We start from the raw sequence: 20963 nt of genomic DNA, 5'->3' as shown, positions 1-20963 counted from the left end.
CAGGAGTCGTGAAATGATCGATTATGAAGTATTACGTTTAATCTGGTGGCTGCTGATCGGCGTACTGTTGATTGGTTTTGCCGTCACCGATGGTTTCGACATGGGGGTGGGCATGCTCACCCGCTTCCTCGGTCGCAATGACACCGAACGTCGAATCATGATTAACTCCATCGCCCCGCACTGGGACGGAAACCAGGTGTGGCTGATCACCGCGGGCGGCGCGCTGTTTGCCGCCTGGCCGACGGTGTACGCTGCGGCGTTCTCCGGCTTCTATGTGGCGATGATCCTGGTGCTGGCTTCCTTGTTCTTCCGTCCGGTAGGTTTTGACTATCGTTCGAAGATTGAAGACACCCGCTGGCGTAACATGTGGGACTGGGGCATTTTCATCGGTAGCTTTGTACCGCCGCTGGTGATTGGTGTCGCATTCGGTAACCTGCTGCAGGGCGTACCGTTCCACATGGACGAGTATATGCGCCTGTACTACACCGGTAACTTCTTCCAGCTGCTGAACCCGTTTGGTCTGCTGGCCGGTATTGTTAGCGTGGCGATGATCCTGACCCAGGGCGCGACCTATCTGCAGATGCGTACCGTAGGCGAACTGCACCTGCGTGCCCGCGTCACCTCTCAGGTTGCGGCGCTGGTTACCCTGGTGTGCTTCCTGCTGGCAGGGGTGTGGGTGGTTTACGGTATCGATGGTTACGTAGTGACCACCGCTATCGATCACTCTGCGCCGTCTAACCCGCTGACCAAAGAAGTTGCGCGTCAGGCTGGTGCATGGCTGGTTAACTTCCAGAACATGCCGGCACTGTGGATTATCCCGGCGCTGGGCGTAGTACTGCCGCTGCTGACCATTGTGACTTCACGTCTGGAAAAAGGCGCGCTGGCGTTTGTCTTCTCTTCCGTGACCCTGGCGTGCATCATCCTGACCTGTGGGATTGCGATGTTCCCGTTCATCATGCCGTCCAGCACAATGATGAACGTTAGTCTGACCATGTGGGATGCAACCTCCAGCCAGCTGACGTTGAACGTGATGACCTACGCGGCGATTGTCTTCGTGCCGATTATTCTGGCGTACACCACCTGGTGTTACTGGAAAATGTTTGGCCGCATCACTCGCGAAGACATCGAAAAGAACACCCACTCGCTGTACTAAGGTAAGGAGCTATAAATGTGGTATTTCGCATGGATTTTGGGAACGCTTCTTGCCTGTGCTTTTGGCGTGATTACTGCGTTAGCGCTTGAGCACGTTGAAGCGACCAAAGCAGGTAAAGAAGAACATTGATGAGTAAAATTATCGCAATGATGTATGCGGTAATGGACAAGCGCCCGTTAAGGGCGCTTTCCTTATTGATGGCTCTGCTGCTGGCAGGGTGCATCATGTGGGATCCGTCGCGCTTCGCGGCGAAAACCAGTTCACTGGAGATCTGGCACGGGTTCCTGCTGATGTGGGCCGTGTGCGCCGGGGTTATCCACGGTGTGGGTTTCAGCCCGCGAGCCGTCCACTGGAAAGGGATTTTTTGTCCACTTATCGCTGATATTGTCCTCATTACAGGGCTGTTTTTCTTCTTCTTTTGAAAGAGAAGAGAATAAGAGAACTCTGTTATCCTCATGGGCTTGCATAAGCCCATAAAAATTTACTCGCTGTTTACTTTCTCCCATTCCCAACCACGTTCCCCGCGCGTATAGTAGCGAAGTTTGAAAGCACTACTCTTTTTTTGCATTACCGGGATGTAAAGTGAATACAACGCTGTTTCGATGGCCGGTACGTGTCTACTATGAAGACACCGATGCCGGTGGTGTGGTTTACCACGCCAGCTACGTCGCTTTTTATGAAAGAGCACGCACAGAGATGCTGCGCCACCATCACTTCAGTCAGCAGGTTCTGCTGGCTGAACGAGTTGCCTTCGTGGTTCGCAAAATGACGCTGGAATATTTTGCGCCCGCCAGACTCGACGATATGCTCGAAATCCAGACAGAAATCACCTCAATGCGAGGCACCTCTTTGGTTTTCACGCAGCGAATCGTCAACGCAGAGAATACAGTTTTGAATGAAGCTGAAGTTCTCATTGTGTGCGTTGATCCACTCTTAATGAAGCCTCGTGCGCTTCCCAAGTCTATTGTCGCGGAGTTTAAGCAGTGACTGACATGAATATCCTTGATTTGTTCCTGAAGGCGAGCCTTCTGGTTAAACTTATCATGTTGATTTTGATTGGTTTTTCTATCGCTTCCTGGGCTATCATTATTCAGAGAACGCGTATCCTCAATACGGCAAGCCGCGAAGCGGAAGCTTTTGAAGACAAATTCTGGTCGGGCATCGAGCTGTCTCGCCTGTATCAGGAAAGCCAGGGGCGTCGCGATAACCTGGTGGGGTCTGAACAGATTTTTTACAGCGGTTTCAAGGAGTTCGCCCGTTTGCATCGCGCAAACAGCCATGCGCCTGAAGCCGTGGTTGAGGGCGCGTCGCGTGCGATGCGTATCTCTATGAACCGCGAGCTGGAAACCCTGGAAACGCATATTCCGTTCCTCGGAACCGTCGGCTCCATCAGCCCGTATATCGGTCTGTTCGGTACCGTCTGGGGGATCATGCACGCCTTTATTGCACTCGGTGCGGTAAAACAGGCGACACTGCAGATGGTTGCACCAGGTATCGCGGAAGCGCTTATCGCGACGGCAATCGGCCTGTTTGCGGCAATCCCGGCGGTCATGGCCTATAACCGTTTGAACCAGCGCGTGAACAAACTTGAACTGAACTACGACAACTTTATGGAAGAGTTCACCGCGATTCTGCACCGTCAGGCGTTTACCAGCAGCGAAAGCAATAAGGGGTAAGCCATGGCCAGAGCACGTGGACGCGGACGTCGCGAACTGAAGTCCGAGATCAACATCGTTCCGCTGCTGGATGTCCTGTTGGTGCTGTTGCTGATTTTTATGGCGACCGCACCGATCATTACGCAGAGCGTAGAGGTCGACCTGCCGGATGCGACGGAATCACAAGCGGTTAAAAGCAATGATGAGCCGCCGGTGATCGTTGAGGTTTCCGGCATCGGGCAGTACAGCGTAAAAGTGGGCCCGGAAACGCTGTCGCAGCTGCCGCCAGAGCAGGTTATTGCTGAAGCGAAACGCCGACTCGACGCGAACGAGAAAACGGTGTTCCTGATCGGCGGTGCGAAAGACGTCCCTTACGATGAAATTATTAAAGCGCTTAACCTGTTGCATAGCGCAGGGGTTAAATCGGTTGGCTTAATGACCAAGCCTATTTAATCGCTTCAGATATGTGCGCCCGTGAGGCCGTTGGCGGCGAGAGTAACTGGCTCGCTGCCGGCGAGCATAGCGGGTACAGGCGAACAGTTTTTGGGAACCGATAGTGTCAAAGGCAACCGAACAAAACGACAAGCTTAAACGAGCGATCATAGTTTCAGTCGCGCTGCACATCATTCTGATCGCGCTGCTGATCTGGAGTTCGTTCGATGAGCATCTGGATACCTCTGCCGGTGGCGGCGGGGGTTCTTCCATTGATGCGGTGATGGTTGATCCTGGGGCGGTCGTGAATAACTACAACCGTCAGCAGCAGCAGCAGGCCAGTTCGCGTCGTGCCGCTGAGCAGCGCGAAAAGCAGGCTCAGCTGCAGGCGGAAGAACTGCGTGAAAAGCAGGCCGCAGAGCAAGAGCGTCTGAAGCAGCTTGAGCAGGATCGTCTGCAGGCGCAGGAAGCCGCTAAAGAAGCGAAAGAACAGCAGAAGCAGGCTGAAGAAGCCGCGGAGAAAGCGGCTGCTGCCGCGAAAGCCAAAGCAGATTCTCAGGCCAAAGAAGCGCAGGAAGCTGCAGCAAAAGCTGCCGCTGATGCGAAGGCGAAAGCGGATGCTCAGGCGAAAGTAGCGGAAGCTGCGGCAGCCAAAGCCGCCGCTGATGCGAAGAAACAGGCTGAAGCCGAAGCGGCGAAAGCCGCTGCAGATGCTCAGAAGAAAGCGGAAGCCGTAGCAGCGAAAGCCGCCGCGGACGCCGCGAAAAAAGCGCAGCAGCAGGCTGAGAAGCAAGCTAAGCAGGAAGCTGCTAAGCAGGCAGCAGCCGAGAAAGCCGCGGCTGAAAAAGCCGCCGCCCAGAAGGCAGCCTCTGAGAAAGCGGCCGCAGATAAAGCCGCCGCCGCCGAGAAAGCCGCAGCGGAAAAAGCAGAAAAAGCCGCAGCAGCTAAAGCTGCAGCAGCGGAAAAAGCGGCCGCAGATAAAGCAGCTAAGGCCGCCGCAGCGAAAGCAGCAGCAGCGAAAAAAGCGGCTGCCGCGAAAGATGCTGATGGCGTCGACGACCTACTGGGTGACCTGAGTTCAGGTAAGAATGCGCCGAAAGGCGGCAGTGCAAAAGGTCAGGGGCAACCTGCCAATGCGGCAGGAACATCAGGCAGTAATGGTGGGGCTTCCGGGGCTGATATTAGCGCCTATGCATCGCAAATTCGAAATGCCATTCAAAGCAAATTGTATGGTGCGGACCTGTATGCTGGTAAGTCTTGCGTGTTGCATATTAAGCTGGGATCAGATGGTCAACTGCTTGATGTTCAACAGGAAGGTGGGGATCCGGCGCTTTGCCAGGCTGCGGTGACAGCTGCGAAGACGGCGCGAATTCCTAAACCGCCTAGCCAGGCTGTTTATGAGAAAATTAAAGATGCCAAACTAGACTTTAAACTGTAATGATTTTCCCCGTGCAAGCGGGGCAAAACAATCTATGGTAGTCACTGGGTTTTGGTAGTTTTGTATATTTGAGTTTGTTAACATTCTGCTAAATTATCGTGGGCTTTCCGCCCGGATAAGGGAGATATGATGAAGCAGGCATTACGAGTAGCATTTGGTTTTTTAATGCTGTGGGCGGCAGTGCTGCACGCAGAAGTACGTATCGAGATCACCCAAGGGGTGGACTCGGCACGCCCGATCGGCGTTGTGCCGTTCCAGTGGGCTGGGCCGGGTGCTGCGCCTGAAGATATTGGCGGTGTCGTGGCGGCTGACCTGCGTAACAGCGGTAAGTTCAACCCACTGGATCGCTCGCGTCTGCCTCAGCAACCGGGTACTGCACAAGAAGTGCAGCCGGCGGCATGGTCTGCGCTGGGTATCGATGCAGTCGTGGTTGGTCAGGTGACTGGTAACCCGGATGGCTCGTACAACGTAGCGTACCAGCTGGTCGATACCGGCGGTGCTCCGGGGACGATTCTGGCGCAAAACTCTTATAAGGTCACTAAACAGTACCTGCGCTATGCGGCTCACACCGCCAGCGACGCGGTATTTGAGAAGCTGACTTCTATTAAGGGTGCGTTCCGTACTCGTATTGCCTACGTGGTGCAGACCAACGGCGGCCAGTTCCCGTACGAACTGCGCGTCTCTGACTACGATGGCTACAACCAGTTCACCGTTCACCGTTCACCGCAGCCGCTGATGTCTCCGGCATGGTCTCCGGACGGTTCTAAACTGGCTTACGTGACCTTCGAAAGCGGTCGTTCAGCGCTGGTTGTGCAGACGCTGGCTAACGGCGCGGTGCGTCAGATTGCCTCTTTCCCGCAGCATAACGGGGCACCGGCCTTCTCGCCGGACGGTTCTAAACTGGCATTTGCGCTGTCAAAAACCGGTAGCCTGCAGCTGTATGTGATGGAACTGGGCTCTGGTCAGATTCGTCAGATCACCACCGGTCGCAGCAACAACACCGAACCAACCTGGTTCCCGGACAGCCAAAACCTGGCCTTTACGTCTGACCAGGCCGGTCGTCCGCAGGTGTACAAAGTCAGCATCGGCGGCGGTACTCCGCAGCGTATCTCCTGGGAAGGTTCTCAGAACCAGGATGCGGATGTCAGCAGCGATGGTAAATTTATGGTAATGGTGAGCTCGGCCAGCGGTCAGCAGCACATTGCCAAACAAGATCTGGTAGCGGGTGGCGTACAAGTTTTGTCGTCAACGTTCCTGGATGAAACGCCAAGTCTGGCACCTAACGGCACTATGGTAATCTACAGCTCTTCTCAGGGGATGGGATCCGTGCTGAATCTGGTTTCTACAGATGGGCGTTTCAAAGCGCGTCTTCCGGCGACTGATGGACAGGTCAAATTCCCTGCCTGGTCTCCGTATCTGTGATAATAAATAATTGATTATTAAAGGAATCAAAGAAATGCAACTGAACAAAGTGCTGAAAGGGCTGATGATCGCTCTGCCGGTTATGGCAATCGCGGCGTGTTCTTCTAACAAGAATGCCAGCAACGACCAGAGCGGTGAAGGCATGTTGGGTGCCGGCACTGGTATGGATGCTAACGCTAACGGTGGCAACATGTCTTCCGAAGAGCAAGCTCGTCTGCAAATGCAGCAGCTGCAGCAGAACAACATCGTTTACTTCGATCTGGACAAGTACGATATCCGTTCTGACTTCGCTGCAATGCTGGATGCGCACGCTAACTTCCTGCGTAGCAACCCATCCTATAAAGTGACTGTTGAAGGTCACGCGGATGAGCGCGGTACTCCGGAATACAACATCGCTCTGGGTGAGCGTCGTGCTAACGCCGTTAAGATGTATCTGCAGGGCAAAGGTGTTTCCGCCGACCAGATCTCCATCGTTTCTTACGGTAAAGAAAAACCTGCAGTACTGGGTCACGACGAAGCGGCTTACGCTAAAAACCGTCGCGCCGTACTGGTTTACTAAGAGAATTGCATGAGCAGTAACTTCAGACATCATCTGTTGAGTCTGTCGTTACTGGTTGGCATAGCGGCCCCCTGGGCCGCTTTTGCTCAGGCGCCAATCAGTAGTGTCGGCTCTGGCTCGGTCGAAGACCGCGTCACTCAGCTCGAGCGTATTTCTAACGCTCACAGCCAGCTTTTAACCCAACTTCAACAACAGCTCTCCGATAACCAAAATGATATTGATTCCCTGCGCGGTCAGATTCAGGAAAGCCAGTATCAGTTGAATCAGGTTGTTGAACGCCAGAAACAAATCCTGCTACAAATCGACGCGCTTGGTAGCGGCGGTGCAGCAGCAGGTGCCCAGACCTCATCGTCTGCGGGTGATCAGGGCGCAGCAGCAGCTACAGCGGCGCCAGCAGCCTCCTCAGGCGCTCCGGCGTCGAGCGGTGATGCCAATACTGATTACAACGCGGCGATTGCGCTGGTGAAGGATCCTTCGCGCCAGGATGACGCGATGGCGGCATTTCAGACTTTCGTTAAACAGTACCCGGATTCAACATATCAGCCGAACGCCAACTACTGGCTCGGTCAGTTGAATTACAATAAGGGGAAAAAGGACGATGCCGCGTACTATTTTGCTTCCGTGGTGAAAAATTACCCGAAATCCCCTAAAGCGCCAGATGCGATGTTTAAGGTTGGCGTGATCATGCAGGACAAAGGGGATACGGCGAAGGCAAAAGCCGTCTACCAGCAGGTCGTGAGTAAATTTCCCGGCACCGATGGTGCAAAACAAGCTCAGAAACGTCTTAACGCGCTGGGATGATTATGGCATGACCAGAAATCGCATTATTTCTGGTCTTGTCGCGTGAATCCTAAGCAGTCAGATGTTTTTTATCGAAATACTTGTTGCGCTGAATTCTTAAATCAGTAATATATGCCGCCGTTGCCAAGGGATATCGAACAAGCCTGAAGCGGCAAAAAAAGTGGGTCGTTAGCTCAGTTGGTAGAGCAGTTGACTTTTAATCAATTGGTCGCAGGTTCGAATCCTGCACGACCCACCACTAATTAGCAGTATCCAGCGTAGTATCGGGTGATTAGCTCAGCTGGGAGAGCACCTCCCTTACAAGGAGGGGGTCGGCGGTTCGATCCCGTCATCACCCACCACTCGGGTCGTTAGCTCAGTTGGTAGAGCAGTTGACTTTTAATCAATTGGTCGCAGGTTCGAATCCTGCACGACCCACCAATTTTTGATTGGTGACGAGTGAAGAATAATTCAGGTTGTACCCGAGCGGGTCGTTAGCTCAGTTGGTAGAGCAGTTGACTTTTAATCAATTGGTCGCAGGTTCGAATCCTGCACGACCCACCAATTTAACATCGAATGTTGATGTTAAACGTGAAGGATAACGTTGCACAGCAACGGCCCGTAGGGCGAGGCAAAGCCGAGTCATCCTGCACGACCCACCATCCTGAATAATTAAAGCATCAAATCCCGAAAGGGGTCGTTAGCTCAGTTGGTAGAGCAGTTGACTTTTAATCAATTGGTCGCAGGTTCGAATCCTGCACGACCCACCAATGTAAAAAGGCGCCCTAAAGGCGCCTTTTTGCTATGCGCCGCTTTCTCCCGTCACATGCTTATCCTCCTGCCGTAGCCTCTGGCTGACAGCAAATTCCACACGACATTTTCTGTACAATCCGTTATCTTGTTTAGCATATAAAACACCACAACCGTCGCTATGCCGTCTTCTGGCATATTAACGGTTTTTTCGTTAAGCCAGTAAAACGAGATTGCAAGATGAGCGTAATGTTTGACCCTGAAACGGCGATTTATCCTTTTCCGCCCAAACCGTTGCCACTCAGCCGCGACGAAAAACACTTTTATCGTGAAAAGATTAAACGTCTGCTGCGTGAACGTGATGCGGTCATGGTTGCCCACTATTATACCGACCCGGAAATTCAGCAACTGGCAGAGGAGACCGGCGGGTGCATCTCTGACTCGCTGGAGATGGCCCGGTTCGGCGCCCGTCACCAGGCATCAACGCTGTTGGTCGCCGGAGTTCGCTTTATGGGAGAGACGGCAAAAATCCTCAGCCCGGAAAAAACGATCCTGATGCCAACCTTACATGCCGAGTGTTCACTGGATCTCGGCTGTCCGATTGAGGAGTTTTCCGCGTTTTGCGATGCGCACCCGGACCGCACCGTCGTGGTCTACGCCAATACCTCCGCGGCGGTCAAAGCACGCGCCGATTGGGTGGTGACCTCAAGCATTGCGGTGGAACTGATTGAGCATCTTGATAGTTTGGGCGAAAAAATTATTTGGGCGCCGGACCGTCATCTGGGTAATTACGTGCAAAAACAGACCGGTGCCGACGTACTGTGCTGGCAGGGCGCCTGTATTGTGCATGATGAGTTTAAAACCCAGGCGCTGACGCGGATGAAAGCGTTGTATCCCGATGCCGCTATTCTGGTGCACCCGGAGTCACCGCAGTCGATCGTGGATATGGCGGACGCGGTAGGTTCGACCAGCCAGCTGATTAACGCCGCGAAAACCCTGCCGCAGCGCCAGCTCATTGTGGCTACCGACCGCGGGATCTTCTACAAAATGCAGCAGGCCGTCCCGGATAAAGAACTGCTGGAAGCGCCGACGGCAGGTGAGGGGGCAACCTGTCGCAGCTGCGCCCACTGTCCGTGGATGGCAATGAACGGCCTGAAAGCCATTGCTGAAGGGCTGGAGCGTGGGGGCAAGGAGCATGAAATCCATGTGGATGAAACGCTGCGCGCCGGTGCATTAATTCCGCTTAACAGAATGTTGGATTTTGCCGCTACACTACGGGGATAGGGGTTTAACACATCATCAATACGGTTCGGGGAAAATATGGACTTTTTTAGTACACAGAACATCCTGGTGCACATACCCATCGGTGCCGGGGGATACGACTTATCATGGATTGAAGCGGTCGGTACGGTTGCCGGGCTGCTGTGTATCTGGCTGGCGAGCCTGGAAAAGATCAGCAACTATGCTTTCGGGCTGATCAACGTCACCCTGTTTGCCATTATTTTCTTCCAGATTCAGCTGTATGCCAGCCTGCTGCTGCAGGTGTTTTTCTTCGCGGCCAACGTGTACGGCTGGTACGCCTGGTCCCGTCAGACCAGCAATCATGAAGCCGAGCTGCAGATTCGCTGGCTGCCTTTGCCGAAGGCGCTGGGCTGGCTGACGGCCTGCGTTGTGGCCATTGGCTTGATGACGGTATTCATTAACCCGGTCTTCGCGTTCCTGACGCGGATTGCGGTCACGCTGATGCAGGGGCTGGGGCTGCAGGTTACGATGCCGGATCTACAGCCGGACGCCTTCCCGTTCTGGGACTCCTGCATGATGGTACTGTCGATTGCGGCAATGATTTTAATGACCCGCAAATATGTCGAGAACTGGCTACTGTGGGTGATCATCAACATCATCAGCGTGGTGATCTTTGCGCTTCAGGGCGTCTACGCGATGTCGCTGGAATACCTGCTGCTGACCTTCATTGCCCTCAACGGTAGCCGGATGTGGATGAACAGCGCGCGTGAGCGAGGTTCTCACGCGTTTTCTCGTTAGTGATGGTGGTGATGCTCATGCCCGGCGTGCGTCATGTTAAGACGGCATTCCGGGCCGCTGCAGGGCTGATACTCCATCTGCACGGTCACATGCTCAATCGCATATTTGTGATGTAAAAACTCCTGAATGCGGTTCAGCAAGGCGTCGTGATCGTGCGGGGGAACCACCTGAACATGCAGTGTCATCACCGTTTTTTCGCCAACCAGCCAGACGTGAACATGATGAACGTCGCGGACTTCAGCAACGGAGCGGCGTAAATCCCGCTTCAGCCCCTCGACATCCAGCGAGCGCGGCGCCCCTTCCAGCAGTTCGTTCATACTTTCCTGCAACAGCCGCCAGGCGCTGCGCAGCACCAGACACGACACCAGCACCGACAGTATCGGGTCAATCGGCGTCCAGCCGGTGGTGATAATCACGATGGCGGCGACGATGGCCCCGACCGACCCCAGCAGGTCGCCCAGAACGTGTAGTGCGGCGGCGCGCACGTTGAGATTTCGCTCCTCGCTACCGCGATGGAGGATCCAGAATGCCAGGATATTTGCCAGCAAGCCGGCCACGGCGATCACCATCATGGCGGTGCCCGCTACCGGCTGCGGATGGTTGAAACGCTGAATCGCTTCCCAGACAATCAGGATGGTGATCGCCACCAGCGCAATAGCGTTAACGAAAGCCGCCAGAGTGGTCAGGCGCAACCAGCCGAAGGTATGGCGGGTGTTGGGAGGGCGACTGGCGAAGCGCACTGCCAGCAGCGCAAACAGCAGGGCGGCTGAATCGGTCAGCATATGACCGGCATCGGCCAGCAGCGCCAGAGAACCAGAAACGACGCCGCCAATGGCTTCAATAATCATAAAGCCGGCGGTGACGATGAAAGCCTGAAGCAGACGTTTTTCGTTACCGTTATCCGTGGTCTGCGAAGGGGTATGAGCGTGGGCCATCGAAGCATCCTGTCATTATGTTATCAGTGAGTATCCGATCTGCTGACAGATTAGCGGTAATTATGCGTCGATTCCATCAGCCCGTACTATCCCCTTCATTCTTCACGTTGCTTGGGTGTTGGCTGTATCCGTTCACCCCAGTCACTTACTTGAGTAAGTTCCTGAGGATTCACGGCCTTGTCGCCTACAAGCAGCTCGAATTATTTTGGGTATATCGGTGATGCGTGGCGGGCTTTCCGAACAGTCTGGCACGATAAAATAGTGAAAACAGCGGGCCAGGAAGCATGATTGTGTGATGACGTTAAATAGGCGATATATAATATTTATTCACGCGTCATTTGTAGTGTTTGTTACTGATTATGCGCTTTGTTTTTCGCTAATTCTTACTGTTTGTATTGTTTTTTTCTATTTAATCAGTGAATTAATGTGCTGACTGTAAAATCCAGTTTACACTTTTCTGGCGGCGAGTTAGATTGAAAGCATTGCACTCAATTGATTAAGTATGGCAACGCTGGAAATAAAATGAATTATCAGAACGACGATTTACGTATTAAAGAGATCAACGAATTATTACCTCCCGTTGCGCTCCTGGAAAAATTCCCCGCTACCGAAAATGCTGCTAACACCGTGGCACACGCACGCAAAGCGATCCATCAGATCCTGAAAGGCAATGACGATCGTTTGCTGGTGGTGATTGGCCCATGCTCAATTCACGATCCCGCCGCGGCGAAAGAGTATGCGGAACGCCTGCTGGCGCTTCGGGAAGAGCTGAAAGGCGAACTGGAAGTCGTAATGCGCGTCTACTTTGAAAAGCCGCGTACCACGGTGGGCTGGAAAGGGCTGATTAACGATCCGCATATGGATAACAGCTTCCGCATCAACGACGGTCTGCGTATTGCTCGTAAGCTGCTGCTGGAGATTAACGACAGCGGCCTGCCTGCGGCGGGTGAGTTCCTCGATATGATCACCCCGCAGTACGTTGCCGACCTGATGAGCTGGGGCGCCATCGGCGCGCGTACCACCGAATCTCAGGTGCATCGTGAACTCTCTTCAGGCCTGTCCTGCCCGGTTGGTTTTAAAAACGGTACGGACGGCACGATTAAGGTCGCTATCGACGCGATTAACGCCGCCGGTGCGCCGCACTGCTTCCTGTCGGTGACCAAATGGGGTCACTCAGCGATTGTGAACACCAGCGGGAACAGTGATTGCCATATCATCCTGCGCGGCGGTAAAGAGCCGAACTACAGCGCGAAGCATGTGGCTGAAGTGAAAGTCGGGCTGGCAAAAGCCGGTCTGCCATCGCAGATCATGATCGATTTCAGCCACGCGAACTCCAGCAAGCAGTTTAAAAAGCAGATGGAAGTGGGGGCGGACGTTTGCCAGCAGGTTGCCAACGGCGAACAGGCGATTATGGGTGTGATGATTGAAAGCCACCTGGTGGAAGGCAGCCAGAGCCTGGAAAGCGGTGAGCCGCTGACCTACGGCAAAAGCGTCACCGACGCCTGTATTGGCTGGGAAGATACCGATACCATCCTGCGCCAGCTGGCGGAAGCGGTAAAAGCCCGTCGCGGTTAATCGTTTTGACTATCGCCCGGCGGCAATAACGGCGGGCAAATAAAAAAGCGTGGACGAATCCACGCTTTTTTTATGGGAGCCAGCGACGATTACTTCGCTTTACCCTGGTTTGCTACCGCAGCGGCTTTAGCGGCGATTTCATCCGCGTTGCCCAGATAGTAGTGTTTGATCGGTTTGAAGTTTTCGTCGAACTCATAAACCAGCGGTACGCCGGTCGGGATGTTCAGTTCGAGGATTTCGTCTTCGCCCATGTTGTCCAGGTATTTAACCAGGGCACGCAGGGAGTTACCGTGAGCGGCGATAATCACGCGCTCACCGCTTTTCAGACGCGGCAGAATGGTTTCGTTCCAGTACGGTACGACGCGCTCGATGGTCAGCGCCAGGCTCTCAGTGACCGGCAGCTCTTTATCGGTCAGTTTCGCGTAACGCGGATCGTGACCCGGGAAACGCTCATCGTCTTTGGTCAGTTCTGGCGGGGTGATGGCAAAGCCACGTCGCCACTGTTTAACCTGCTCATCACCGTATTTTTCTGCGGTTTCTGCTTTGTTCAGACCCTGCAGCGCACCGTAGTGACGTTCGTTCAGCTTCCAGGACTTCTCAACCGGCAGCCAGGCCTGATCCAGTTCATCCAGCACGTTCCACAGGGTGTGGATGGCACGTTTCAGCACCGAGGTATAAGCAAAATCGAAGCTGAAGCCTTCATCTTTCAGCAGTTTACCAGCGGCTTTTGCTTCACCAACGCCTTTCTCAGACAGATCAACATCGTACCAACCGGTGAAACGGTTTTCGTTGTTCCATTGGCTTTCGCCGTGACGGACCAGTACCAGCTTAGTTACAGCCATACACTTACTCCTCAATACACGCCATCCTCCGCGCCGCCTGAGGCGACCCGAAAACGGTAGTGCATATGTTTATTGATTGATAACTATTCTCATTATATTGCCGTCATTTGCATCACGGCAACGCTTATCCCTAACCATAGCGAAAATAGTGGCTCAGTGTAAGATCCTTGTAAATCGACGGTTATGTTTTTGTCGGTAAGTGGCGTATTTTTCAACGAAAAGGCCAAAAAAAAGCCCTCCAACAGGAGGGCGGGGGATTATCCGGCGATAAACTGATATTCCGTCAGGCTGACATACTCCTCGCCCGGGCGTAACACGCAGTCGGGTTGCGGCCATTCCGGATGGTTAGGTGAGTCCGGCAGGAATTCACTTTCCAGCGCCAGGCCTTGCCAGTCAGCGTAGGGTTGCTCCGTTCGCGACGGGGTGCCACCCAGGTAGTTGCCGGAATAAAACTGCAGCGCCGGGGCGGAGGTATACACCGTCATCTGCAGTTTTTGATCCTGTGACCAGACATGGGCTGCCGCCTTGCGAGCATCGCCTTTCGCCTGCAGCAGGAAGGCGTGATCGTAGCCCTTCACCTTGCGCTGATCTTCATCGCGCAGGAAATCGTCCGCCACCGCTTTCGGCGTGCGGAAATCAAAGCTGGTCAGGGTCACATTCCGCAACGTGCCGCCGGGAATGCCGTCGCTCTCAACCGGCAGATAGCTGTCGGCGAAAATTTGCAGCAGGTGGTTGCGCACGTCGGTTTGCCCGCCGTCGAGGTTGAAATAGACGTGGTTGGTCAGGTTAACCGGGCAGGGCTGGTCAACCGTGGCACGATACTCGATAGCAATGCGGTTATCTTCCGTAAGACGATAGTGCGCGGTAGCCGTCAGGTTGCCCGGGAACCCCTGATCGCCGTCATCGGAGGTTATAGCAAACAGCACCTGATGTTCATCGGCGCTGACGATTTGCCAGCGACGCTTGTCAAAGCCGTCAGGCCCGCCGTGCAGCTGATGTCCGGCCTCGTTAGAGGGGATCAGATTGACGGTCTGACCATCAAGGCTAAAGCGGCTGTTGGCGATACGGTTGGCATAGCGGCCCACGGAGGCGCCAAGATAAGCCGCCTGACGGGTGTAATCTTCCGGCACAGCACAGCCGAGCAGCGCTTCACGGACTTCGCCATCGGCCAGGGGGACCTGCGCGGAGAGCAACGTGGCGCCCCAGTCCATCAGGGTAACGACCATCCCGCCAGTATTGCGCAGGACGATCAGATTCCACGGCTGCCCGTCGGGCGCCCGGTCTGTTGTCTGGTTTAGCACTGGCCGGCCCCCTGAGATGGTTTGCACACGTAGAAGGTCTCTTTAATGCCGGTTTTGGCTTCATACTGCTGCGCCACGGCCTGCTGAACGGTCGCCACCAGATCTTCCGGCACCAGCGCCACGATGCAGCCGCCAAATCCGCCGCCGGTCATGCGTACGCCGCCTTTATCACCGATGGTGGCTTTAACGATGTCTACCAGGGTGTCAATTTGCGGCACGGTAATTTCAAAGTCATCGCGCATTGAGGCATGCGATTCGGCCATCAGCTCGCCCATGCGCTTCAGATCGCCTTTTTCCAGCGCGGTAGCGGCTTCGAGCGTGCGGGCGTTTTCAGTCAGCACGTGGCGGACGCGTTTTGCCACCACCGGGTCCAGTTCACTGGCGACGGCATTGAATTCGGCAAGGGTGACGTCACGCAGCGCCGGCTGCTGGAAGAAACGCGCGCCGGTTTCACACTGCTCGCGGCGGGTGTTGTATTCGCTACCCACGAGGGTGCGTTTAAAATTACTGTTGATGATCACCACCGCGACGCCTTTCGGCATGGAGACGGCTTTGGTGCCTAACGTACGGCAGTCGAGCAGCAGGGCGTGATCTTTCTTACCCAGCGCGGAGATCAGCTGGTCCATGATGCCGCAGTTGCAGCCCACGAACTGGTTCTCTGCTTCCTGGCCGTTGAGGGCGATTTGCGCGCCGTCCAGCGGCAGATGGTACAGCTGCTGGAACACGGTTCCGACCGCCACTTCCAGCGATGCGGAGGAGCTTAAGCCCGCCCCCTGTGGGACGTTGCCGCTGATGACCAGATCCGCACCGTTGAACTGGTTGTTACGCTGTTGCAGATGTTTCACGACGCCGCGGACGTAGTTTGACCACTGCTGGCTGTCGTGGCTGACGATTGGCTTATCCAGGGAGAATTCGTCGGTCTGATTATCGTAATCAGCGGCAATCACCCGCACGATACGGTCCGTACGCGGCGCACAGCTGATCACCGTCTGGTAATCAATGGCGCAGGGCAGCACGAAGCCGTCGTTGTAGTCGGTGTGTTCGCCGATCAGGTTGACGCGCCCCGGCGCCTGAATGACGTGGGTGGCAGGGTAGCCAAATTTTTCAGCAAACAGGGCTTGGGTGGTTTCTTTCAGACTCATTGTTATTCTCCGGATTCGCGAAAATGGACGTCGCTGACTGCCCGCAGGCTCCCGGCGGCTTGTTCTGCCGTCAGGTCACGCTGGGTTTCGGCCAGCATTTCGTAGCCGACCATAAATTTGCGCACCGTCGCAGAGCGCAACAGCGGCGGATAAAAGTGAGCGTGCAGCTGCCAGTGATGATTGTCTTCGCCCGTAAACGGCGCGCCGTGCCAGCCCATGGAATAGGGGAATGAGCACTGGAACAGGTTGTCGTAGCGGCTGGTCAGCTTTTTCAGCGCCAGCGCCAGATCGCTGCGCTGCGCTGGGGTTAAATCGGTCAGACGCAACACGTGCGCTTTCGGCAGCAGCAGCGTCTCAAATGGCCACGCGGCCCAGTAAGGCACCACCGCCAGCCAGTGTTCAGTTTCCACCACCGTCCGGCTGCCGTCGGCTAATTCACGCTGCACGTAATCCACCAGCATCGGTGAACCTTGTTCAGCGAAGTAGGCTTTTTGCAGACGATCTTCGCGTTCGGCCTCATTTGGCAGGAAGCTGTTGGCCCAGACCTGGCCGTGCGGGTGCGGGTTGGAGCAGCCCATCGCCGCGCCTTTATTTTCAAACACCTGCACCCACGGGTAGCGTTCGCCCAACTCGGCGGTCTGTTCCTGCCACGTTTTAACCACGCCTTCCAGCGCCTCTACGCTCAGCTCAGGCAGCGTTTTGCTGTGATCTGGCGAGAAGCAGATGACCCGACTGGTGCCACGAGCACTCTGGCAACGCATCAGCGGATCGTCGCTTTCAGGTGCATCGGGGGTATCGGTCATCAATGCCGCAAAGTCATTGGTAAACACGTAGGTACCGGTGTAATTCGGGTTAGTGTCGCCGGTGACGCGGGTATTCCCCGGGCACAGGAAACAATCCGGATCGTGCGCCGGCAAGGTCAGCTTTGCCGGCGTTTCCTGCGCCCCTTGCCAGGGGCGCTTGGCGCGATGCGGTGATACCAGAATCCACTGCCCGGTTAACGGGTTATAACGACGATGCGGATGGTCGACGGGGTTAAATACGCTCATGACGGTTCCTTAGTCTGGGTAACCCTGAGGATGACGGGACTGCCAGTGCCAGGTGTCCTGCGCCATCTCGTCAAGGTTGCGCGTAACGCGCCAGTTAAGCTCGCGGTCGGCCTTTTCGGCATCCGCCCAGTAGGCCGGGAGGTCGCCATCGCGGCGCGGCGCGAAGTGGTAATTAACAGATTTGCCGCAGGCTTTGCTGAAGGCATTGATCACGTCCAGGACGCTGCTGCCGACGCCTGCGCCGAGGTTATAAATGTGTACGCCTGCACGGTCCGCCAGTTTTTCCATCGCGGCAACGTGGCCGTCAGCCAGGTCCATGACGTGGATATAGTCACGCACGCCGGTACCATCTGGCGTCGGATAATCGTTGCCGAACACCGCCAGAGAATCGCGACGACCGACCGCCACCTGGGCGATGTACGGCATCAGGTTGTTCGGGATACCCTGCGGATCTTCACCCATGTCGCCCGACGGATGCGCGCCGACCGGGTTGAAATAACGCAGCAGCGCAATGCTCCACTCCGGCTGGGCTTTTTGCAGATCGGCCAGGATTTGCTCGACCATCAGTTTGCTTTTGCCGTACGGGCTTTGCGGCGTACCGGTCGGGAAGCTTTCGACATACGGGATCTTTGGCTGGTCGCCGTAGACGGTGGCAGAGGAGCTGAAGATGAAGTTCTTCACGCCAGCGGCGCGCATGGCGGAAACTAATTTGAGTGTACCGGTGACATTATTGTCGTAGTATTCCAGCGGCTTCGCGACGGATTCGCCGACGGCTTTCAGCCCCGCGAAGTGGATCACCGCTTCAATCGCGTGATCGTGCAGAATTTCGGTCATCAGCGCTTCATTACGAATATCGCCTTCGACAAAGGTGGCCGTTTTCCCGCCAAGACGTTCAATGACCGGCAGGACGCTGCGCTTGCTGTTGCAGAGATTGTCGAGAATAACCACATCGTGTCCCTGCAGTAGCAGCTGAACGCAGGTATGACTTCCAATGTAACCGCTACCACCTGTAACCAGTACTTTCATGATTCGCTCCAATAGGCTTATCGTGTGAGATGAAGATAGCATACCAAAGAAGTCAAAAGTGTGACACAGGCCAAATTGGTGGAATCGTTTACACTAAAATACACAATACTAATATTTGATATTTTATTGTTTAAAAACAGCGTGGTGAGAAGGTTTTTAGACGTTTTTCTGAAAATTAAACGGGGCCCGCAGACCCCGGTATTGCCTTAATCAGTGAGTGGACCGACCTGGTAAGTGTAACCGTCTCCACTACTGACAAACGCCAGACGATGGGTAATGCAGTCCGGCGCATCCTCGGCGTGGTGGGAGACAAACAGCAGCTGGGTGGCGCCTTCACTAATCAGCACATCGACAAAACGACGCACCAGCTGGCGGTTGAGCGGATCCAGTCCCTGCAGCGGCTCGTCAAGAATCAGCACCGTCGGGTGTTTCACCAGCGCCCGGACGATCAGCGCCAGCCGCTGCTGTCCCCAGGAGAGGCTATGGAACGGTGCATCGGCGGTGCGCTTATCGATACCCAGAATATCCAGCCAGTTCTGCACCAGCTTGTGCTGCTTATCTGAAACCGCCTGGTAAATGCCGATAGAGTCAAAATAGCCCGACAGAATCACATTACGCACCGTGGTACTGACGCGGTACTCAAGATGCAGGCTGCTGCTGACATAGCCGATATGCTTTTTAATATCCCAGATGGTTTCACCGCTGCCGCGGCGGCGACCAAACAGGGAGAGATCGTTGCTGTAGCCCTGCGGGTGATCGCCGGTGACCAGGCTCAGCAGGGTCGATTTGCCAGCGCCGTTAGGGCCGACGATCTGCCAGTGTTCGCCGGGGTTAACCGTCCAGCTCAAATGGTCGATGATCGGCCGATCGTTATACGACACCACGCCATCTTTCAGCACGATAAGCGGCGCGTCGGCATCCAGGGCGTGACGGGCGGCCGGGGCATCCGGCTCAGGCAGGGTCATGCCATCCAGTTTTTCACTGTGCGCCAGCTGGGCAATCAGCGCCTGTTGCAGCAGGCGCTGCTTTTCACCGGTTTCGGTCAGGGTGCAGTCTGCCAGCACGCCGGCAAACTGGATAAACGACGGAATTTCATCGAAGCGATTGAGCACCAGCACCAGGGTGATCCCTTCGCCATTCAGCGTCTCGAGCAGCCCGGCCAGCTGCTGGCGGGAGGCGACGTCCAGGCCATCAAAGGGTTCATCGAGGATCAGCAGATCGGGCTGCGCCATCAGGGCCTGACACAGCAGCGTTTTGCGTGTTTCCCCGGTGGAGAGGTATTTAAAGCGGCGCTGGAGCAGGCCGGAGATGCCAAACAGCCCGGCAAGGTGCGCGCAACGCCCGGCATCTTTAACCTCTTCCTGGATGATCTCCTGGGTCGTGCGGCCGGTGTCTTCTTCGCCAGGGCCGAGCAAATCGGTATTGTTGCGCTGCCATTCGTCGCTGACCAGTTTCTGTAGCTGCTCAAACGACAGGCGGGTAATGCGGGAAAAGCGGCTTTCACGCTGGCCGGAGAGCAGAGTGAGCTCGCCGGAGAGCGCCCGGGCCAGCGCGGATTTCCCGCTGCCGTTGCTGCCGACGAAAGCCCAGCTTTCACCAGCGTTGACGCTGAGGTGTTCGATAGCGAGCGTTTTAGTATCGCTCAGGCGAAATATGCCTTGCGAAATTTGCAATGATGACATTGTGTATCCCATTTTTTGCAGCGAATTGTCACAGGGATACGACGTCACGGGGCTGATGTCAATGCCGTCAGCATAACGTGGCGAGAATGATACGATCGGCATTGAAATATGCTATCGCATCAGCACCTTCTTCCAGCTCTTCGGTTTGATCCCGCGGTAAGGTTGCGCACAAACTCTGGCCGTCAGCCAGCGTCATCAGCACTTCGCACTGTTCCGGACCATACTCGATGTGGCCAATGCGCCCGGCGAGCTGGTTATCGGCCGCACCGGCGAGCGCCGGATCCCGGGTGATGCCCACCCACGGGGCTTTCAGCAGCACCAGCACCTCCTGGCCCTCGTCCAGCCCGAGACGTTCAGCGCTTTGGGCGGTGATGGCGACTTTCAGGCGGGTCTGGCGGTCGGCAAGCAGTACCTCGACGTGCTGCTGCACCTGCTGGTGGTCGCGGCCGGTAATGGTGCCGAACCACTGATTACGGGCGCTGGTCTGCAACGAGAAGCGCGAAATAGCGGCCAGCAGACTGTCGAGGGGCAAGGCGTCATCGTCGCTCAGCACGTCGAAGGCTTTCTGCTGAATCTGCGCCAGCAGGTCATACAGCTGGATCAACCGTTGGCCGTAGCGCGTCAGCACCGCGCCGCCGCCGCCTTTGCCGCCGGTGGCTCTGTCGACCAGGCTCTGTTCGCTGAGCTGATTCATCTCATTGATGGCATCCCAGGCGCTTTTATAGCTGATGCCGGCATTTTTGGCCCCCTGGCTGATAGACCCGGTGATATCGATTTGTTTTAACAGGGCGATACGGCGGGGATCGGCGAACAGGCGTTGCTGTAATTTGAGGGTCAGAAGAATTTCGGCCTGCATAATAGTATCCTGGCAAAAAAGAGTATTGTGACCGATAGCGGTCATCTTGCAAGATACATCTGTCACCGTTACCGGTCTGCCACCGCACAAATGGGGCGTGTTTTTCCCGCTGAAATGGTTACAATTAGATATTCGTACTTTCTGGAGCCAACTATGTTAGAGCTATTGAAAAGTCTGGTATTTGCCGTTGTGATGGTCCCGGTGGTGATGGCCATCATTCTGGGCCTGATTTACGGCCTGGGCGAAGTGTTCAACATCTTCTCCGGCGTCGGTCACAAAGATCGCGGCCAGCAAAATCACTGATTTCCCAACGCCCGGTTCTCCGG

The 20963-nt window shown here is 55.3% G+C and carries 22 protein-coding genes and 5 tRNA genes; 19 read left to right on the top strand and 8 right to left on the bottom strand.

The genetic code is table 11. From position 1 onward, the window contains the following. The first annotated feature begins 13 nt into the window (after positions 1 to 13). The 17 genes from cydB (at position 14) to pnuC (ending at position 10229) form a co-directional block, all read left to right on the top strand. Positions 14 to 1153, top strand: coding sequence for a cytochrome d ubiquinol oxidase subunit II (cydB, locus tag HF679_RS11300; protein ID WP_123756001.1), 1140 nt, complete (start codon positions 14 to 16; stop codon positions 1151 to 1153). A 15-nt stretch (positions 1154 to 1168) separates the two neighbouring features. Next, positions 1169 to 1282: a cytochrome bd-I oxidase subunit CydX gene (gene cydX, locus HF679_RS11295; protein ID WP_004100325.1), complete on the top strand. Its 114-nt coding sequence runs from the start codon at positions 1169 to 1171 to the stop codon at positions 1280 to 1282. Continuing rightward, a complete protein-coding gene (gene ybgE, locus HF679_RS11290; protein WP_123756002.1) occupies positions 1282 to 1575 on the top strand; it encodes a cyd operon protein YbgE in 294 nt (97 codons plus the stop codon). The genes cydX and ybgE overlap by 1 nt, the downstream gene beginning before the upstream one ends. 160 nt (positions 1576 to 1735) lie before the next feature. Then, positions 1736 to 2140, top strand: a complete 405-nt coding sequence (ybgC, locus tag HF679_RS11285; RefSeq protein ID WP_004859689.1) for a tol-pal system-associated acyl-CoA thioesterase — start codon at positions 1736 to 1738, stop codon at positions 2138 to 2140. After that, entirely contained in the window at positions 2137 to 2829 is a 693-nt protein-coding gene (gene tolQ, locus HF679_RS11280; protein ID WP_123756003.1) for a Tol-Pal system protein TolQ, read from the top strand. The genes ybgC and tolQ overlap by 4 nt, the downstream gene beginning before the upstream one ends. 3 nt (positions 2830 to 2832) lie before the next feature. Next, complete coding sequence (gene tolR / locus HF679_RS11275; RefSeq protein ID WP_123756004.1) at positions 2833 to 3261, top strand: colicin uptake protein TolR; 429 nt, start codon at positions 2833 to 2835, stop codon at positions 3259 to 3261. 103 nt (positions 3262 to 3364) lie between these two features. Beyond that, positions 3365 to 4678, top strand: coding sequence for a cell envelope integrity protein TolA (gene tolA / locus HF679_RS11270; protein WP_187042984.1), 1314 nt, complete (start codon positions 3365 to 3367; stop codon positions 4676 to 4678). 129 nt (positions 4679 to 4807) lie between these two features. Continuing rightward, positions 4808 to 6100, top strand: a complete 1293-nt coding sequence (gene tolB / locus HF679_RS11265) for a Tol-Pal system beta propeller repeat protein TolB (RefSeq protein ID WP_123756006.1) — start codon at positions 4808 to 4810, stop codon at positions 6098 to 6100. A gap of 34 nt (positions 6101 to 6134) precedes the next feature. Continuing rightward, complete coding sequence (pal, locus tag HF679_RS11260; RefSeq protein WP_004859700.1) at positions 6135 to 6659, top strand: peptidoglycan-associated lipoprotein Pal; 525 nt, start codon at positions 6135 to 6137, stop codon at positions 6657 to 6659. Between the two features lie 9 nt (positions 6660 to 6668). Next, positions 6669 to 7460, top strand: a complete 792-nt coding sequence (cpoB, locus tag HF679_RS11255; RefSeq protein ID WP_123756007.1) for a cell division protein CpoB — start codon at positions 6669 to 6671, stop codon at positions 7458 to 7460. Positions 7461 to 7622: 162 nt separating this feature from the next. Further along, positions 7623 to 7698, top strand: a tRNA-Lys gene (locus HF679_RS11250). A gap of 27 nt (positions 7699 to 7725) precedes the next feature. Continuing rightward, positions 7726 to 7801, top strand: a tRNA-Val gene (locus tag HF679_RS11245). Between the two features lie 3 nt (positions 7802 to 7804). Beyond that, positions 7805 to 7880 (top strand) — tRNA-Lys (locus HF679_RS11240). Between the two features lie 47 nt (positions 7881 to 7927). Next, positions 7928 to 8003: transfer RNA gene (locus HF679_RS11235), tRNA-Lys, on the top strand. 130 nt (positions 8004 to 8133) lie between these two features. Next, positions 8134 to 8209: transfer RNA gene (locus HF679_RS11230), tRNA-Lys, on the top strand. A gap of 220 nt (positions 8210 to 8429) precedes the next feature. Continuing rightward, positions 8430 to 9473 (top strand): quinolinate synthase NadA, encoded by a 1044-nt coding sequence (nadA, locus tag HF679_RS11225; RefSeq protein ID WP_123756008.1) that lies wholly within the window; start codon positions 8430 to 8432, stop codon positions 9471 to 9473. A gap of 36 nt (positions 9474 to 9509) precedes the next feature. Further along, complete coding sequence (gene pnuC, locus HF679_RS11220; RefSeq protein WP_123756009.1) at positions 9510 to 10229, top strand: nicotinamide riboside transporter PnuC; 720 nt, start codon at positions 9510 to 9512, stop codon at positions 10227 to 10229. On the opposite strand, the gene zitB is transcribed toward pnuC, so the two are convergent. Next, positions 10226 to 11164: a CDF family zinc transporter ZitB gene (gene zitB / locus HF679_RS11215; protein WP_123756010.1), complete on the bottom strand. Its 939-nt coding sequence runs from the start codon at positions 11162 to 11164 to the stop codon at positions 10226 to 10228. The genes pnuC and zitB overlap by 4 nt on opposite strands. Before the next feature lie 522 nt (positions 11165 to 11686). Between zitB and aroG the strand changes: the two genes are divergently transcribed. Then, entirely contained in the window at positions 11687 to 12739 is a 1053-nt protein-coding gene (gene aroG, locus HF679_RS11210; RefSeq protein ID WP_123756011.1) for a 3-deoxy-7-phosphoheptulonate synthase AroG, read from the top strand. A gap of 89 nt (positions 12740 to 12828) precedes the next feature. Here the strand turns inward: aroG and gpmA are convergent, their stop codons facing one another. The 7 genes from gpmA to modE all read right to left on the bottom strand — a co-directional run bounded on the left by gpmA (position 12829) and on the right by modE (position 20637). Next, positions 12829 to 13581 (bottom strand): 2,3-diphosphoglycerate-dependent phosphoglycerate mutase, encoded by a 753-nt coding sequence (gene gpmA / locus HF679_RS11205; RefSeq protein WP_123756012.1) that lies wholly within the window; start codon positions 13579 to 13581, stop codon positions 12829 to 12831. A 257-nt stretch (positions 13582 to 13838) separates the two neighbouring features. After that, the gene (gene galM, locus HF679_RS11200; protein WP_123756013.1) at positions 13839 to 14882 is read right to left on the bottom strand and encodes a galactose-1-epimerase; all 1044 of its coding nucleotides are present in this window, start codon (positions 14880 to 14882) and stop codon (positions 13839 to 13841) included. Next, positions 14876 to 16024: a galactokinase gene (gene galK / locus HF679_RS11195; RefSeq protein ID WP_123756014.1), complete on the bottom strand. Its 1149-nt coding sequence runs from the start codon at positions 16022 to 16024 to the stop codon at positions 14876 to 14878. Before galK ends, galM begins: the two co-directional genes overlap by 7 nt. Before the next feature lie 2 nt (positions 16025 to 16026). Continuing rightward, positions 16027 to 17073 carry a galactose-1-phosphate uridylyltransferase gene (galT, locus tag HF679_RS11190; RefSeq protein ID WP_123756015.1) on the bottom strand — a complete coding sequence of 349 codons (1047 nt, stop codon included), beginning with the start codon at positions 17071 to 17073 and terminating at the stop codon, positions 16027 to 16029. A 9-nt stretch (positions 17074 to 17082) separates the two neighbouring features. Then, positions 17083 to 18099: a UDP-glucose 4-epimerase GalE gene (gene galE, locus HF679_RS11185; RefSeq protein WP_123756016.1), complete on the bottom strand. Its 1017-nt coding sequence runs from the start codon at positions 18097 to 18099 to the stop codon at positions 17083 to 17085. 206 nt (positions 18100 to 18305) lie between these two features. Then, positions 18306 to 19781, bottom strand: a complete 1476-nt coding sequence (gene modF, locus HF679_RS11180) for a molybdate ABC transporter ATP-binding protein ModF (protein ID WP_123756017.1) — start codon at positions 19779 to 19781, stop codon at positions 18306 to 18308. 67 nt (positions 19782 to 19848) lie between these two features. Next, positions 19849 to 20637: a molybdenum-dependent transcriptional regulator gene (gene modE, locus HF679_RS11175; RefSeq protein ID WP_123756018.1), complete on the bottom strand. Its 789-nt coding sequence runs from the start codon at positions 20635 to 20637 to the stop codon at positions 19849 to 19851. Positions 20638 to 20790: 153 nt separating this feature from the next. Between modE and HF679_RS11170 the strand changes: the two genes are divergently transcribed. Next, positions 20791 to 20940 (top strand): AcrZ family multidrug efflux pump-associated protein, encoded by a 150-nt coding sequence (locus tag HF679_RS11170; RefSeq protein ID WP_123756019.1) that lies wholly within the window; start codon positions 20791 to 20793, stop codon positions 20938 to 20940. Positions 20941 to 20963: the final 23 nt, after the last annotated feature.

Origin of the sequence: Enterobacter sp. JUb54 (assembly GCF_014298075.1) — a bacterium.
GTDB lineage: Bacteria > Pseudomonadota > Gammaproteobacteria > Enterobacterales > Enterobacteriaceae > Klebsiella > Klebsiella lignicola.
This window is presented reverse-complemented; position numbering and strand designations above follow the sequence as displayed.